This window comes from Burkholderia sp. KBS0801, assembly GCF_005937855.2.
GTDB lineage: Bacteria > Pseudomonadota > Gammaproteobacteria > Burkholderiales > Burkholderiaceae > Burkholderia > Burkholderia ambifaria.
In genome coordinates, this window is sequence record NZ_CP042178.1 from 2,703,865 (window position 1) to 2,719,022 (window position 15,158).

General features: G+C 64.8%; 15 protein-coding genes and 2 pseudogenes. 9 read left to right on the forward strand and 8 right to left on the reverse strand.

The genetic code is table 11. The features are described 5' to 3' along the window. The first annotated feature begins 63 nt into the window (after nt 1–63). A complete protein-coding gene (locus FFI87_RS29025) occupies nt 64–249 on the forward strand; it encodes a hypothetical protein (RefSeq protein ID WP_138849808.1) in 186 nt (61 codons plus the stop codon). Nucleotides 250–283: 34 nt separating this feature from the next. On the opposite strand, the gene FFI87_RS29030 is transcribed toward FFI87_RS29025, so the two are convergent. Both FFI87_RS29030 and FFI87_RS29035 read right to left on the reverse strand, forming a co-directional pair. After that, nucleotides 284–1,591: a dicarboxylate/amino acid:cation symporter gene (locus FFI87_RS29030; RefSeq protein WP_012365118.1), complete on the reverse strand. Its 1,308-nt coding sequence runs from the start codon at nt 1,589–1,591 to the stop codon at nt 284–286. Between the two features lie 331 nt (nt 1,592–1,922). After that, nucleotides 1,923–3,128 carry an MFS transporter gene (locus tag FFI87_RS29035; protein ID WP_138849807.1) on the reverse strand — a complete coding sequence of 402 codons (1,206 nt, stop codon included), beginning with the start codon at nt 3,126–3,128 and terminating at the stop codon, nt 1,923–1,925. A 150-nt stretch (nt 3,129–3,278) separates the two neighbouring features. Between FFI87_RS29035 and FFI87_RS29040 the strand changes: the two genes are divergently transcribed. Beyond that, nucleotides 3,279–5,426, forward strand: a complete 2,148-nt coding sequence (locus FFI87_RS29040; protein WP_186381741.1) for a TonB-dependent receptor — start codon at nt 3,279–3,281, stop codon at nt 5,424–5,426. A 127-nt stretch (nt 5,427–5,553) separates the two neighbouring features. Here the strand turns inward: FFI87_RS29040 and FFI87_RS29045 are convergent, their stop codons facing one another. From FFI87_RS29045 to FFI87_RS29055, 3 genes are read right to left on the reverse strand one after another with little or no spacing between them, the layout of a single operon-like run. Beyond that, nucleotides 5,554–5,739, reverse strand: a complete 186-nt coding sequence (locus FFI87_RS29045; RefSeq protein ID WP_012365115.1) for a DUF1289 domain-containing protein — start codon at nt 5,737–5,739, stop codon at nt 5,554–5,556. Between the two features lie 2 nt (nt 5,740–5,741). Then, nucleotides 5,742–7,013 (reverse strand): CDF family Co(II)/Ni(II) efflux transporter DmeF, encoded by a 1,272-nt coding sequence (gene dmeF / locus FFI87_RS29050; RefSeq protein ID WP_138849806.1) that lies wholly within the window; start codon nt 7,011–7,013, stop codon nt 5,742–5,744. Between the two features lie 11 nt (nt 7,014–7,024). Further along, nucleotides 7,025–7,297, reverse strand: coding sequence for a metal/formaldehyde-sensitive transcriptional repressor (locus FFI87_RS29055; protein WP_011659988.1), 273 nt, complete (start codon nt 7,295–7,297; stop codon nt 7,025–7,027). Between the two features lie 184 nt (nt 7,298–7,481). On the opposite strand from FFI87_RS29055, the gene FFI87_RS29060 reads away from it, so the two are divergent. The 4 genes from FFI87_RS29060 to FFI87_RS29075 all read left to right on the forward strand — a co-directional run bounded on the left by FFI87_RS29060 (nt 7,482) and on the right by FFI87_RS29075 (nt 11,753). Next, entirely contained in the window at nt 7,482–8,459 is a 978-nt protein-coding gene (locus FFI87_RS29060) for a chromate resistance protein ChrB domain-containing protein (protein ID WP_186381742.1), read from the forward strand. Continuing rightward, a complete protein-coding gene (locus tag FFI87_RS29065) occupies nt 8,456–9,634 on the forward strand; it encodes a chromate transporter (RefSeq protein ID WP_138849804.1) in 1,179 nt (392 codons plus the stop codon). The genes FFI87_RS29060 and FFI87_RS29065 overlap by 4 nt, the downstream gene beginning before the upstream one ends. Nucleotides 9,635–9,822: 188 nt before the next feature. Continuing rightward, nucleotides 9,823–10,977 carry a DUF3182 family protein gene (locus tag FFI87_RS29070; protein WP_138849803.1) on the forward strand — a complete coding sequence of 385 codons (1,155 nt, stop codon included), beginning with the start codon at nt 9,823–9,825 and terminating at the stop codon, nt 10,975–10,977. Beyond that, a complete protein-coding gene (locus FFI87_RS29075) occupies nt 10,974–11,753 on the forward strand; it encodes an alpha/beta hydrolase family protein (protein WP_138849802.1) in 780 nt (259 codons plus the stop codon). The genes FFI87_RS29070 and FFI87_RS29075 overlap by 4 nt, the downstream gene beginning before the upstream one ends. A 24-nt stretch (nt 11,754–11,777) precedes the next feature. Here the strand turns inward: FFI87_RS29075 and FFI87_RS29080 are convergent. After that, a pseudogene (locus FFI87_RS29080) lies at nt 11,778–12,077 on the reverse strand (sigma factor); the annotation flags it as partial. Between the two features lie 245 nt (nt 12,078–12,322). Next, nucleotides 12,323–12,985 (reverse strand): response regulator transcription factor, encoded by a 663-nt coding sequence (locus FFI87_RS29085; protein ID WP_244096953.1) that lies wholly within the window; start codon nt 12,983–12,985, stop codon nt 12,323–12,325. Nucleotides 12,986–13,200: 215 nt separating this feature from the next. On the opposite strand from FFI87_RS29085, the gene FFI87_RS35055 reads away from it, so the two are divergent. Continuing rightward, entirely contained in the window at nt 13,201–13,491 is a 291-nt protein-coding gene (locus FFI87_RS35055) for a hypothetical protein (protein WP_244096952.1), read from the forward strand. Nucleotides 13,492–13,603: 112 nt separating this feature from the next. Here the strand turns inward: FFI87_RS35055 and FFI87_RS29095 are convergent, their stop codons facing one another. Next, a complete protein-coding gene (locus FFI87_RS29095; RefSeq protein WP_138849801.1) occupies nt 13,604–14,323 on the reverse strand; it encodes a Bax inhibitor-1/YccA family protein in 720 nt (239 codons plus the stop codon). A gap of 296 nt (nt 14,324–14,619) precedes the next feature. Here FFI87_RS29095 and FFI87_RS35285 point away from each other — a divergent pair. Beyond that, a pseudogene (locus FFI87_RS35285) lies at nt 14,620–14,712 on the forward strand (hypothetical protein); the annotation flags it as partial. Nucleotides 14,713–14,815: 103 nt separating this feature from the next. Then, on the forward strand, nt 14,816–15,067 hold the full coding sequence (locus tag FFI87_RS35290) for an oleate hydratase (RefSeq protein WP_315852909.1): 252 nt from the start codon (nt 14,816–14,818) through the stop codon (nt 15,065–15,067). Nucleotides 15,068–15,158: the final 91 nt, after the last annotated feature.

A 15,158-nucleotide genomic window follows, 5' to 3' on the forward strand; every position in this document is an offset into this window, starting at 1 on the left:
TATAAATCAAAAAAAAATTGTGCGCCGCTCGCGCAGACGACGTGCGCAATTGCGCGAGAGTGAATGATCACTTACGCGTGCACGCTCGCTATCGGGGAAGTCAGGCTTGCGCCTTCGGGAATATCGTCGCCGGTTCGAATGCGACGTATTGAAATAACGGAGAGGTTTTTCGGCGAATCGGAAAAATCGCCGGATGCGGGTAACGAAATGACCGACGGCAAGTATCGCGCCGGCCGGAATTCAGATTGAATCCAGGCCGGCGCATATCACGACAACAGGGAAATCACGCGGACGCCGCCGTCTCACGCACCTCAACCTGCTTGATCTCGCCGCCGCCGCCTGCATCCGCGTCGTCGCGCGGATCGCCGAGCTGGCCCTCCCACTTCGCGACCACGGCCGCCGCGATCGAGTTGCCGACTGCGTTGGTCGCCGAGCGTCCCATGTCGAGGAACATGTCGACACCCATGATCAGCAGCAGCCCCGCTTCCGGCAGGTGGAACTGGCTGAGCGTCGCCGCGATCACGACGAGCGACGCGCGCGGCACGCCGGCCATCCCCTTCGACGTCACCATCAGCATCAGCAGCATCGTGATCTGCGTGCCGAGCGGCAGGTCGATCCCGTACACCTGCGAGATGAACAGCACCGCGAACGTGCAGTACATCATCGAGCCGTCGAGGTTGAACGAATACCCGATCGGCAGCACGAAGCTCGAGATCTTGCGGTTCACGCCGAACCGGTCCAACGCGTCGAGCAGCTTCGGATACGCGGCTTCGGAGCTCGCCGTCGCGAACGACAGCAGGAACGGCTCGCGAATCAGGCGGATCAGCGTGAACGCGCGCTTGCCGAGGAACGTCACGCCCGCGAGCGTCAGCACGCCCCACAGCAGCGCCAGCGCCAGATAGAAGCTCGCCATGAACTTCGCGAACGTGAGCAGGATGCCGAGCCCTTCCGTCGTGATCGTCGACGCCAGCGCGGCAAACACGGCGACCGGCGCGAACCACATCACCGCGCCCGTCACCTTCAGCATGACCTGCGCGAGATCGTCGATCACGCCGGTCAGGCGCTTGCCGGCGTCGCCGAGCGCGGACAGCGCGGTGCCGAAGAAGATCGAGAACACGACGATCTGCAGGATCTCGTTGTTCGCCATCGCCTCGGCGATCGACTTCGGCACCAGGTGGACCACGAAATCCTTCAGCGTGAACGCGGCCGTCTTCAGGTTCAGCGTCGCATCGGCGGCCGGCAGCGGCAGGCTCAGGTGGCTGCCCGGCTTCAGGATCGTCGCGGTCACGAGACCGAGCACCAGCGACGTGAACGACGCGATGAAGAACCAGCCGAACGCCTTCACGCCCACTCGGCCGACCGACCCGCTGTCGCCCATCTGCGCGATGCCGACCGTCAGCGTCGCGAACACCAGCGGCGCGATGATCATCTTGATCAGCCGCAAGAACACGTCGGACAGCAACGCCACGTAGCCGGCGACTTCCCTGGCCATTTTCGGGTCGGGAAACGCGCTATGACAGGCGTAGCCCACGGCGATGCCCAGCGCCATCGCGATGACGATGTACCGGGTGATGTTGTGCTTCTTCTTCATTAGCAATCCAAATTACGGAACATGTGTTTCCAACGGCAGGTCGATCGCCGGCATCGGAACGGGAACGGCATTCCGCGAGCACGGCATGCGCCGTTTCGACTGCCGGAGCCCGTCCGTGGGCATGGCCACGGCGAACGGGGGGCATTCTATCGCAAACGCCGGGCCATCTTTCAATTCTGAAAGGAAGGATGGCGGGACCAGGAGGGTGTAGGTGGCGGAGCGTTCTGCCGCAGCGGGACGGGCCAGGCCGCCGGTTGAGGATAGGCGCCTGTCGCGCCCGGCGCTCAATTCGGCCGTACGCGGGACATCCGCGAAACCGCCAAGCGACGCATCACGCCGCCGACGTGCCCGGCCGCAGCATGAACCGGCACAGGCACAGCGGCACCACGACCAGCGCGGCGCCCGCGAGAAACGTGGTCGACGCGCCGAAATGCGTCCACAGCGCGCCGGCGAGGCTGCTCGCGAGCAGCATGCAGATGCCGCTCACGAGATTGAATACGCCGAACGCGGTGCCGCGCAGCGTGGCCGGCGAGGTTTCCGACACCATCGCGGCGAGGATGCCCTGCGTAAAGCCCATGTGCAGCCCCCACGCGGCCACGCCGACGAACATCGAGATCGTCGACGCGCCGATGCCCAGCAGCAGGTCGGCCGCGATCAGCAGCACCATGCCGGCCGCGAGCAGCACGCGGCGATCCAGCCGGTCCGACAGGATGCCGACCGGCCACGCGGACAGCGAATAGGTGACGCTCATCGCGACCATCACCGCCGGGATCCATGCGGCGTCGAGCCCCGTCTGCTGCGCGCGCAGCACCAGGAACGCCTCGCTGAAACGCGCGAGTGTAAAGGTCGCGCCGGCCGCGACGACGAACCAGTAGCTGCGCGGAAACTCGCGCAGCGCGCTCCAGCGCAGCGGCGAGCGAAAGCGCCGTTGCGATTCCGCCTGATCGGGCTCGCGCACGCCGAAGACGATCAGCGCGATCGCGATGAACGCCGGCACCACGGCGAACCAGAGCACGGTCCTGATGCGGTCCGCGAACAACAACATCAGCGCGATGGCGAGCAGCGGGCCGAGAAACGCGCCCACGGTATCCATCGACTGACGCAGGCCGAAGCACGCGCCGCGGATTTCGGGCGGTGCGACGTCGGCCACCAGCGCGTCCCGCGGCGCGCCGCGAATCCCCTTGCCGACGCGATCGAGCAGCCGGGCCGTCACGACCACGGCCGGGGTGGACGCGAGCGGAAACAACGGCTTGGTGAACGCCGCGAGGCCGTAGCCGAGCAGCAGCAATCCCTTGCGGCGCCCGAGCCAGTCGCTGATCGCGCCGGAGAACACCTTCACGATCATCGCGGTTGCCTCGGCCGCTCCTTCGAGGATGCCGAGCGCGACGACGCTCATCCCCATCGTCGACACCAGATAGATCGGCAACAGCGCATGGATCAGCTCGGACGACAGGTCCATGAACAGGCTGACGAGGCCCAGCGCCCACACGGTCCGCGGAATCGCACGCTTGCCGGCAATCGGTGATGGAACGCTCATGACGGGTCGACCTCGAGGTTGGGGGGCGGCACAAACATCAGACAAATCAACAATAGAGTGCATTGCAACACTTGTTGACCTTCGATTCCTTTCAAATGATAATGCGTCGCGTTACGAAATTACGAATCATTACACACGACAGGTTGGGAGATGAGACGAGTATTGCACCCGGCACGACGCGCCGTACTGGCCGCCGTTGCGTGCCAGCCGATCATGGTTGGCGCGGCCTTCGCGCAGGAAAACACCGCGGTGCCGACGAGCGCGACGACCGACATGTTGCCGGCCGTATCGGTGAGCGCGAGCGCGGTTCGCGATCCGGGCGAAGGGTACAACCCGACCAACGCGGTCAGCGCCACCCGGATCGATGCGCCGCTGCGCGATATCCCGCAGACGGTGAACGTGGTCACGGCAGAAGTGATGCGTGATCAGCACGCCAATTCCCTGCAGGACGTGTTGAAAAACGTCGCGGGTGTCGGATTCTCCACCGGCGACGGCCAGCGCGACCAGGTCACCATTCGCGGCTTCTCCGCGATTGCCGACCAGTTCGTCGACGGTATTCGCGACGATGCGCTCTATTTCCGCGATCTGTCGAACGTCGATCGGGTAGAAGTCGTCAAGGGCCCTGCCGCCGTTCTTTATGGCCGAGGTTCTTCAGGTGGACTAATCAACCGCGTGACGAAAAAGCCTGGAGTCGACGTCACCAACCTGGGTGTCAGCTACGGTTCGTGGGCCGATCGTCGGGTCGAAGCCGACGTCGGCCGTGTGCTCGCGAACGGCGCGGCCGCGTTCCGGATCACCGGCGCGCACGAGGAAGCCAAGAGCTATCGGTCGCAGCAGTTTCTGAATCGCACGGCGGTCGCGCCGTCGTTCGAGTTCCGCATCGCGCCGAAGACGACGGTATTGCTGCAGGCCGACTACCTCGAAGATCGCCGCGTGACGGACTTCGGCATCCCGGCCTACAAGGGAAGGCCGGTCGACGTGCCGGCATCCGCCTATTACGGCGCGGCGAACGCCGGCGAGGTCGACTACTCGCGATCGCGTGTCTATTCGAGCACCGCGACGATCAAGCACGAGTTCAACGAACAGTGGTCGATCCGCAATGCCACTCGCTACTATCACTATTCGCTCGACCGGAACAACACGCTCGTCGGCAGCGTCAACGAAGCGAACCGGACGTTCACGCTGAATCACGGGAACGTCTATCGCGAGGAACACGGCTGGTTCAACCAGACCGATCTCACGCAAAAGGCCACGCTGTTCGGCATGAAGCACGAGCTGCTGTACGGGATGGAATTCGGCCAGCAGAACAAGGATCTCGTCAATTATTCGGCTCCCGTCACCGGCGCGAACGGCAAGCCGATGAATTTCGACCTGTTCGCGCCGGCGCTGCCGGCGCTGCCGCTGCATACGTCGACCACGCCGGCCACCAACAACCTTGGCATCTTCAAGACGCTCGGGTTCTACACGCAGGACCTGATCAGCTTCAACGATCAGTGGAAGGCGCTGGTCGGCATCCGCTACGACCGCTTCGAGCAGGAGACGCTCGACCGCCGTCCCAAACAGCCGGGCCTGTCGCGGACCGACACCGCATGGAGCCCGCGCCTGGGCCTGGTCTGGCAGCCGACCCGGGCGCAGTCGTACTACGTGTCGTGGAGCCGCTCGTTCCAGCCGTCCGGCGAGGCGTTCTCGCTCGCGGCCAACAATGCGGAGCTCGCGCCGGAAATCACGACCAATACCGAGATCGGTGCGAAGTACGACTGGCTCGGCGGCAAGGCAACCACGACGATCTCGGTGTTCCGGCTGGATCGCAGCAACATCAAGGTCGCCAATGCAACCAATACGGCGCTGATTCCGATCGGCGAGCAGCGGACCGACGGCGTGGAACTCAGCGGCGCAGCCGAGCTCAGCCACGGCTGGCGCGTGCTGGCAGGCTACGCGTACCTGGATGCCACCGTCACGAACTCGACCGCTGCATTGCAGGGCAAGTGGGCCACGCTCACGCCGCGTCACTCCGGCAATCTGTGGCTGACCAAGAATCTCGGCGGCGGCTTCGGCGTTGGCGGCGGCCTGAACTTCGTCGGCGCGCGGATGGCCGATCCGCAGAACACGGTGACCTTGCCGGGTTACGTGACGGCCGACATGATGGCCTGGTACGCACACGGCCCGATGTCGCTCCAGTTGAACCTCTACAACCTGTTCAACAAGGGCTATATCGTCTCGGCACACGGCTCGAACGCGAACCTCAACCTGCCGGGGGCACCGCGCAGCGTCATGGCGACGTTGCGATACGAGATGTAGAAGCGGAGCGCTGCCGATGACGCGTGCCGGGCCGGGCCGGCTGGCGGCCCCACGCGGCGTGCGTCGTCGGCAATAGATGAACGCATACCCGCGCGGCGTGTCGCCGTCCGGCCGCGCAAGCCTGCAATCAGTCGGTCGTGCCCCGCGTCAGCTTCGCGTGCCGCCGCGCGCGGTCGTTCACGATCTGGTGACGCCGGTGGTCCGTCATCTTCTTCCAGCCGCGCGCTTCTTCGCGCGTGCGCAGGCAGGCCACGCAGTAGCCGGTCCGGCCGTCGAACGAGCATACGTCGACGCAAGGGGATTTGACCGCCATGTCTATTGCCCTCGCGTCGCCGGTACCACTTCGACGGTGACATGCGACAGGTTCCTGAAGCGCTGGAGCACGCCGTGATAGAAGCGCGCATCCCGCTTCGGGTCCGCCGTCGCCACCGACACGACCGCGCTCATGTGCCCCGGCCCGAGCCGCCAGACATGCAGGTCGCCGACGCGGTCGCCCACGCCTTCGATTGCATCGCGCACATTGTCCGTCAGACGGCGGTCCGAATTCATGTCGAGCAGGATGCCACCGGTGTCGCGCATCAGGCCGTACGACCAGTTGGCGATCACCAGCGCGCCGATGATGCCGGCCAGCGGATCCATCCACACCCAGCCGAACGCGCGCGCGAGCAGCAGCCCGACGATCGTCAGCACCGACACGGCCGCATCGGCGATCACGTGGATATACGCGGAACGGATGTTGTGGTCGCGCGCCGCCGCGGACGCGCGATGGTCGTGCTCCTCGAATGCCAACGCGTGCTCGCGGCCGTTCAAGCGGACGATCGCCTTGAATTCATGCGGCTCGGGAATGTCGTCGGTCGACTCCAGGTAAGCGCCGCGACTTTCCATCGCGAACGTCTGCCGCCTGCCGTCCGGACGGATCGTCGCCACCGATACGGCGCTCGCGTCGACGAGTTTCGTATCGTTCGTCGCGGGAGCCACACGGAAAACCGGCGGGACGCCATCTTCGAACACCGATACGAGAAACACGCCTTGCTGATCGAAGATCCGGTGCGCGTCCTCGTCGTGTTCGTGAGCGTCGTGAGCATGCCCGTGGTGATGGTGATGACCATGGCCGTGGCCATGATGATCGCCGCTCAGCAGCCAGACGCTCGCGACGTTGACGAGCAGGCCCGCAATCGCGATCGGAATGGCCTCGCCGAAATGAATCGGTACGGGGGCGAGCAGGCGCGCAACCGCCTCGTACCCGATCAGCAGCGCGATCATCGCGAGCACGATCGCGCTCGTGAAGCCCGCCAGATCACCGAGCTTGCCCGTGCCGAACACGAAGCGCGGGTCGCTCGCATGCTTGCGGGCGTATGTGTAGGCAAGCGCGGCGATCAGCATCGCGCCCGCATGCGTCGACATGTGCAGGCCGTCCGCGATGAGCGCGAGCGAGCCGAACAGCGACCCGCCGACGATCTCGGCCACCATCATCGCCGCGCACAGCGCGATGACCATCCACGTCCTCCGTTCGTTCTGCTCGTGCGCCGCGCCGAGAAAGATGTGGTCGTGCCCTGCGCCGAAGGCGTCGTTCGTGAAGTCGTTCATTGCGCCCTCGATTACTTGAAGTAGCTGTGAACGACTTCGATCAGTTGTTCGGTCGCGCTGCCTTCATCGGCGTGATGTTCGGCGTCGACCAGGTGGCTGCGGATGTGATCCTCCAGCACGACCGCGAGCAGGCCGTTCATCGCGCCGCGGCCGCTCGTGATGAGGCGCAGGATCTCGTTGCAACCGCGCTCGTCCTCCAGCGCGCGTTCGATCGCTTCGACCTGTCCCTTGATGCGGCGGACACGGTTCAGCAGCTTTTGCTTTTCCTTGATGGTGTGGCTCATGGCAGTCCCTTCATATACCGGGGGGGACTATATCTCAAATCTGCTTTCCATATAGGGGGGAGGGGTATAACGGCCAAACGTCAGACGTAGAAGGAAGCCTCATAGAGCGGCCGGCCGCCCCGCCGTCCCAGCCTTCGCCAAAGTTTTCTTGTAGAGCTGATAACGCTTGAGTAGCATTTTCTACATGAATACACTCACGACATGGTCGCTCCTCATCCTGACGCTTCCGACGCAGAACGCGACGGCGCGCATGCGGTTCTGGCGTTCCCTGAAGGCGAAGGGCTGCGCGGTATTGCGCGACGGCATCTATCTCCTCCCGCACTCGGCGGAGCACGAAGCGGCCCTGCGCGAGCTCGCGGACGCGATTGCCGAGAGCGGCGGCACCGCCCACCTGTTGCGCGCGCCGAGTCTCGACGCGGCGCAGGAACTCGAATTTCGGACGCTCTTCGATCGAGGCGACGACTACACCACCTTCATTCAGGCTCTCGCGGAAGCCCGAAAGACCTTCGCCGGACAGTCCGCCACGGAACTCACGCGCTTGCTGCGGCGCGTGCGCAAGGACTTCGACGCGATCCGGGCAATCGATTACTTCCCGAGCGACGCGGCGACCCGCGCCGAAGTCGCGCTGCAGGATTTCGTCGCGCTGGTCGATACCGTGCTGTCGCCGGGCGAGCCGCACGTCGCCGAGCGCCCCGTCCGCGTGCTCGCACTGGACGAGTACCAGGGACGAACCTGGGCGACGCGCGAGCGCATGTGGGTCGATCGTGTCGCCAGCGCGTGGCTGATCCGCCGCTTCATCGACAGCCGCGCGCGCTTCATCTGGCTCGCGTCGCCGGCCGATTGCCCCGCTGACGCGCTGGGCTTCGATTTCGACGGCGCTGCATTCACCCATGTGGGCGAGCGCGTCACGTTCGAGGTGCTGCTCACGAGTTTCGGGCTCGACGCGGACGCTGCGCTCGTGCGCCTCGGCGCGATCGTGCATGCGCTCGACGTGGGCGGCCCCGCGGCGCCCGAAGCGATCGGCTTCGAGGCCGTGATGGCCGGCACGCGCCAGCGCGCGGAGAACGACGACCAGTTGCTCGAGCACATGGGCGCCGTGCTCGATGCGCTGTACGCGCATTTTTCATCGACCGGAAAAAACCGGAACGGAGCCAGATCATGACCACCGCCATCGCCGCGACCAAACCGACCTACTCGCTCGGCGAGCTGGTCGCCTACATGCTGCGTCTCGGGACGTTCGGCTTCGGTGGGCCGGTCGCGCTCGCCGGCTACATGCGTCGCGACCTGGTCGAGCGTCGCGGCTGGATCACCGAAGCCGACTACAAGGAAGGACTCACGCTGGCCCAGCTTGCGCCCGGGCCGATGGCCGCGCAGCTCGCGATCTATCTCGGGTTCGTCCACTATCGTCTCCTTGGCGCGACGCTCGTCGGATTCGCGTTCGTGCTGCCGTCGTTCCTGATGGTGCTCGCGCTCGGATTCGCGTACGCGCACTTCGGCGGCCTGTCGTGGATGCAGGCGGTGTTCTATGGTGTCGGCGCCGCGGTGGTCGGCATCATCGCGATGAGCGCGTACAAGCTGACCACCAAAACCGTCGGCAACGACAAGTTGCTGTGGGCGATCTTCCTGACGCTCACCATCGTCACGTTCGTCACCGAATCGGAAATCGCGTGGCTCTTCATCGCTGCCGGGTTGATCGGCTGGCTGTGGCGCGCGCCGCCGAAGTGGCTGCATCGGGGCGGGCTGCATGCGGTGGCCGCCGCCAACCTGCCGGCCGCCAGCGGAATACTGAGCGGCATCGACGTGCCGCAGCTGGTGCAGATAGGCGCGTTCTTCACCAAGGCGGGCGCGTTCGTGTTCGGCTCGGGGCTCGCGATCGTGCCGTTCCTCTACGGCGGCGTCGTCACCGAACATCACTGGCTGAACGACAGGCAGTTCGTGGATGCCGTTGCGGTCGCGATGATCACGCCCGGCCCGGTCGTGATCACCGTCGGCTTCATCGGCTATCTCGTGGCCGGCTTGCCCGGCGCGTGCGTCGCGGCGCTCGGCACGTTCCTGCCTTGCTATCTGTTCACCGTCATTCCCGCGCCGTACATGAAGAAGTACGGGCACCGTCCGGACGTCAAGGCGTTCGTCGACGGGATCACCGCCGCAGCGGTCGGTGCGATCACGGGCTCCGTCCTCGTGATCGCGAAACGGTCGATCGTCGACATACCGACCGCACTGGTCGCCATCGCTACCGTGCTGCTGCTGTGGCGCTTCAGGAAGCTGCAGGAGCCGGCGATCGTCACCGCGGCCGCGCTCTTCGGGCTCGTGGCCTATCCGTTGCTCCATCATTGATTTGCGTTGCGGCGCGGTGAACTCGTGCCGCGCCGACCGCCCCGCAACCTGCGTCCGTTCGTGCATGCCCGCCCGGGAACGTAGGCGAATGAATCTTGCTACATCACTGCGATGAGCGGATTCGACAGGCGAAACCGCCCGCGACGATGCATTCATGACAATCGCGCCGCCGGCGCGAAGGGGGCGATTTGAAACCACGGGTCCAACTCGCGCGCGCAACGCCGGCACTACCGGTCGTCCTCATTCATTTCCGGGACGACGGGACGCCGCACGTCGGCCATGTAGCCGACACGCTGCGCCAGCTCGGCGCGCAGATCGCCGAACTGAAGGGAACGCGGCTTGCGGGCGAATTCCGTCGGACGGAACGATACCCCGCGAACCGTTACGTGATCCCGAACGATACGCTCACCGTGTCGCAGGCACGCGAACTCGGGGTCCGATCGGTACGGGACCTGTTCGGTGGCGTCGTGCCGTTTCCGTTCGTCGCGACCAAGGTGATTGCCCATCGTCTGGTCGAAGGCGCCCGCGTGAAGCCGCCCGGCTGGTCCGTCCCGTTCGCGGAACGCACGGCGGCGCTCGCGCTGCCGGGTTACTCCGCGTTTTCGCGCGAGGATGCATGCGACGCCGCGCAGCGCCTGTGGCAGGACGGCCGCGTGCGGATCAAGCGGCCCAGCGGAATCGGCGGTACGGGGCAGACACTGGTGGCCGACATGGCCGAACTGGAAGCGGAGCTTGACGAGTTCGGCGACGCGGCGTTGCACACCAGCGGCATCGTCGTCGAGCGCCATCTCGATTCGATCGAGACGTTGAGCGTCGGACAGGTCACGCTGGACGATCTGGTGGCGAGCTACTGGGGCGTTCAGCATCTGACCGTCAACAATCACGGCCATGAAGTGTATGGCGGCACCGACCTCGTCGTCGTCCGCGGCGGCTTCGACGTGCTGGCGCGGCTCGACGTCACGGCCGAGGTCAGCGAGGCGATCGCCAAGGCATGCGCATTCGACGCCGCCGTGCAACGCGATTACGCGGGCTTTTTCGCGTCGCGGCGCAACTACGATGTCGCGTTCGGCACCGATGCACAAGGCGTGCGCCACTGCGGCGTACTGGAGCAGTCGTGGCGAATCGGCGGCGCATCGGGCGCGGAAATCGGCGCGTTGCGCATGTTCAGGACGGACCTCGAGGTGGACGCCGTGGCCGCCGCGACGCGCGAGATTTACGGCGACGACCCGGCGATACCGGCCGGCGCGCAGATCGTCTATCGCGGTGTCGATGCCCAGGCCGGCGCCCTCACCAAGTACTACACGGTTGATCGTCATCCCTTCCGAAGGAGCAGCGAGACATGACAGCGGAGCATTATCGTGTGCGCATCAAGGTCGAGAACGGCTACCTCGACGGTACCGTGCTCGCGCCGAAGACTACCGTGGCGGGCGTTCTGTTCGTGCACGGCTGGGGCGGCAGCCAGGAGCAGTATCTCGAGCGTGCACGGCAGGCGGCGGCGCTCGGGTGCGTCTGTCTGACGTTCGATCTGACCGGGCATGGACGTACGCTGGAAGAGCAGCAAAACGTGACGCGCGAAACCCATCTTCGCGATTTGCTCGCCGCTTACGACACGCTCGTCGACCACCCGTTGATCGATCGCGATGCCATCGCCGTCGTCGGCAGCAGCTATGGCGGCTATCTCGCGACCATCCTGACCGAGCTGCGCCCCGTACGCTGGCTCGGCCTGCGCGTACCGGCGCTCTATCTCGACGACGGCTGGAATACGCCGAAGCGGGCGCTGCACGTCGAGCACGATCTCGTCGCGTATCGCAAACGCATCGTGCCGGCGTCCGACAATCGCGCACTGCGCGCGGCGTCCCGCTTTCGCGGCGACGTGTTGCTCGTCGAATCGGAGCACGATCAGATCGTGCCGCACACGGCGATCGCCAGCTATCTGCAGGCATGCCTGTCCGCGCATTCGCTGACGTACCGGATTCTCGAAGGCGCCGATCACGGGCTCTCGGACACTGCCAGCCAGAGTGCGTACACCGCCCTCGTCGAGAAGTGGCTGGTCGAGATGATCACGGGTCAGCGCGCGGGTGTGCGTGGATCCGCCGCACCCGGCCCGACGGACGCGTAGCGCGCCTGTCGGCCCGTCGAGATCCATCGGCGCGATCGCGTCGCGCCGCGTGCCGTGGCGCTGACGCGTCAAGCACTCGTTGAGCATGAGCCGCGACAGCCAGGTCGACAGCGATGCGCCGCCGCGCAAACACGGGATTGCGCGGAACGCCGCCAGATAAGCCTCCTGCAGCGCATCCTCGGCTTCGGCATCGTCGCGCAACGTCGCCCGTGCAAGCCGATAGAGCCGCCGGTTGTACCGACGCATCGGCTGTTCGAACGCAACGCGCTTGCCGCTCGCGACGCGTGCGGCGAGCGTACGGTCGTCTTCTTCCGCAAGCGACAGCGGCTTTGATTCGGGATGGCTCGCATGAAGCGAAGCGTCATGGTCTGCGATCCGCCTGGGTATCGGTGGCGTCGAAGCGATCGGATGGCGCCTGTTGGCCCGCGGCTGATCAACGGCAGACTGTCGTCAGACACATGGGAGCGCACTTGCCGGCATCCTGGTGCCGAGACAGCGGAGGTTCGCTTTCCGACGTGACTCTTGTCCCGTCCATGACCTGCTTGATCGCTTGCGAACCGGGTCGGCGGCTACCCGAGAATGTTGTCACCAAGATCCACCAACTGGTGACGTAGCGCAAAGCGAATCATGTCTGATTCATTGGTCAGGTCCAGTTTTTGCAGAATGCGCGACTTGTACGTGCTGACCGTTTTGATGCTGATGTCCAGGCTCCCTGCCATCTGTGTAATTGATTGTCCGGATGCCAAACCAACCAAGACCTCGAACTCGTGAGCAGTCAGACGATGATGTGCGAACGCCTCACCATCGCCGTTGGTGACTTGCGCTAGCAGATCGCCCACCATCGTACTTACGTATACCCCGCCACCGGCCAGCTTCCGTACCGCATCGATCAGATCCGACTTTGAGCAAGTCTTCGGAAGAAATCCCGAAGCCCCCGCCCTGAAAGCCCGCACTGCGTGGGTCTGCGCGGAATGCGCCGTCAGAACGAGCACCCGAACATCCTGATGCTCCTTCTTGATTTGCCTGATGAGTTCGACCCCATGAATACCGGACATCGTCAATCCGAGTGACAACACGCGCGGCGTCACAGCGCGCACGAGTTCGAGCGTGCCGGCCCCATCTGTCGCTTCACCGGCGACATCGACGTCGTCGAGCTCCGCGAGGACGCTGCGCACACCCGCCCGCATGACAGCATGCGCGTCGGAAATCACCACTTTGATCACGGCAAGCACCCACTCATTCGATAAGTAAACGAGCCCGCAACGGCGGGTGATTTACAGGCACTGATCTATTTGAAAACATGGGCTCGAGAATGCGTCTCGTCTGCACGCTGCCGTACAAAGTGCGGCGGCATGGGCCCGGTGCCACGACATGCGCACTTCCGGCGAGACAAGGATCCTCCGAATCCGGTGCCGAATATCGAGCGATACCCCGAAGTGGCGTCCCCTTGATCCAGATCAGCACGCAAGGCAGGCCCGTGCCGATGCTGTTCATACGGCGTCAAGGGTGTTTCAGCCTGCCGTACAACGTCATCCATACACACGCCAAAGGAGTCGCCATGCATGCCGAACGGATAAAGGAGCTGTGGGCCGAATTTGATGACCTTGCTTCGAAAAGCGAAAACGCGGATGTTCAATTTCTGATCCGGGCGATCAAGCTGCATGCAGAGCTGGTGGATGCCCGACTTGCCGCGCTCGAGGCGTTGGGCGGCGTCAACGTTCAAACCAAACCGACGTGATATGCGACGGTGTCGGGCGGCCAGGCCAGATTCATCCCGGCTCCTGTTTGCTCCGGCGGTGATCCCGCCGGGGCTTGCCGCACGGCCGCTGTCCCGACCTGCCACCGCTCGCCTAGCTGCGGCGGCTGCCAAAGAGCCGCATCAGCATCAGGAAGAGGTTGAGAAAGTCGAGATAGAGCGCAAGCGCCCCCATGATCGCCTTCTTGCCGGCGACCTCGCCCTCTTCGCCCGCTATGTAGATACGCTTGATGCGTTGCGTATCGTACGCGGTGAGTCCCGTGAACACGAGCACGCCGATCACGGAAACGACGAACTGCAGCGCCGACGAAACCAGGAAAAGATTCACGAACCCCGCGATGATGATGCCGATCAGTCCCATGAACAGAAAGGAGCCGAAGCGCGAGAGATCTGCCCGTGTCGAGTAGCCATAGAGGCTCGTTGCACCGAACGTCGCCGCGCTGATGAAGAACACGCGCGCAATGCTCTCGCCCGTATACACGAGGAAGATGCCGGAAAGGGAGAGCCCGACCAGCGCAGCATAGGCCCAGAAACTGATCTGCGCGGCGCCGAAGCTGATGTGCTCGATACGGAAGCTTAGAAACATGACCAGCGCCAGCGGTGCGAGCAGTACCACCCAGAAGAGGGGCGTTCCGGCGATCGACCGGTAAAACCCGGTTGACGCGCCGATATACGCAATGGCGCCCGTCAGCGCCAGGCCCCCGGCCATATAGTTGTAGATGCGCCGCTCGTACTGCCGAAGGCCGACGTCGTCGCCACTCAATACGCGCTGCGACTCTTCTGCTCTCGCCTCCCTTCGAAGGTCGTTTCCCATGATCGATTCTCCTCGGACCGCAGTCGTGGCGGCCGCGTTTCGTCGCGGCCACTTCCACAATCAATCTCGCCCCTCGGGCAACCGAGCACCTTGACTCACATCAAGCCTATCCGGCGCCGCACCCGCTCTACGGGGCCTCGCGCGCACCCGAATTGCAGCGCACGACGCTGCGGATCTGCTTGAGCTGCGCCAAGCCGCGCGCGATACGTACCGGCATTGCCCGCCGCATCCGGCTCGGTTGACGCATCTCAATCGCCGTGTCCGGAACGCGGATATCGTGGCGCGAGCGCTCGCGAATGCTCCAGCGGATTCGCGACCTGACCGCCAATGTTCTCGGCGAAGGCGGTTTGATCACATTCGCGGAGTCGAACTGGCTGATGTCGATCGTCGTGCCGCATCAGCCGCATTTCTTCGGCCAGCCCGAGGGCGTCAACGTGTTGTGGGGATACGGGGCTGTTCGGCGACGCGCCCGGCAACTTCGTCGAGAAGCCGATGGCGGCCTGCACGGGGCGCGAGATCATCACCGAATTGCGCGGACATCTGCGACTCGACGAGCAGGCCGAGGCCCTCCTCGCGTCGCTCACCTGCATCCCGTGCATGATGCCGTACATCACGAGCCGGTTTCTGGCGCGCCGGAACAGCGACCGGCAGCAGGTGATACCGCGAGGCTCGGCCATGCAGGACGGGGGGCGCGACGGCCGCCGGGCGGATCGGCAAGCGCCCGCGACCGGCACGCGTCCTTGACTTGAATCAGGGAGTGTCCCTGCTGGAGCACCCCAGCGCCGCCCACGAGCGTTTTCACCCGGCCGCAGCCGTTGTCGGCATCCTCCTACAG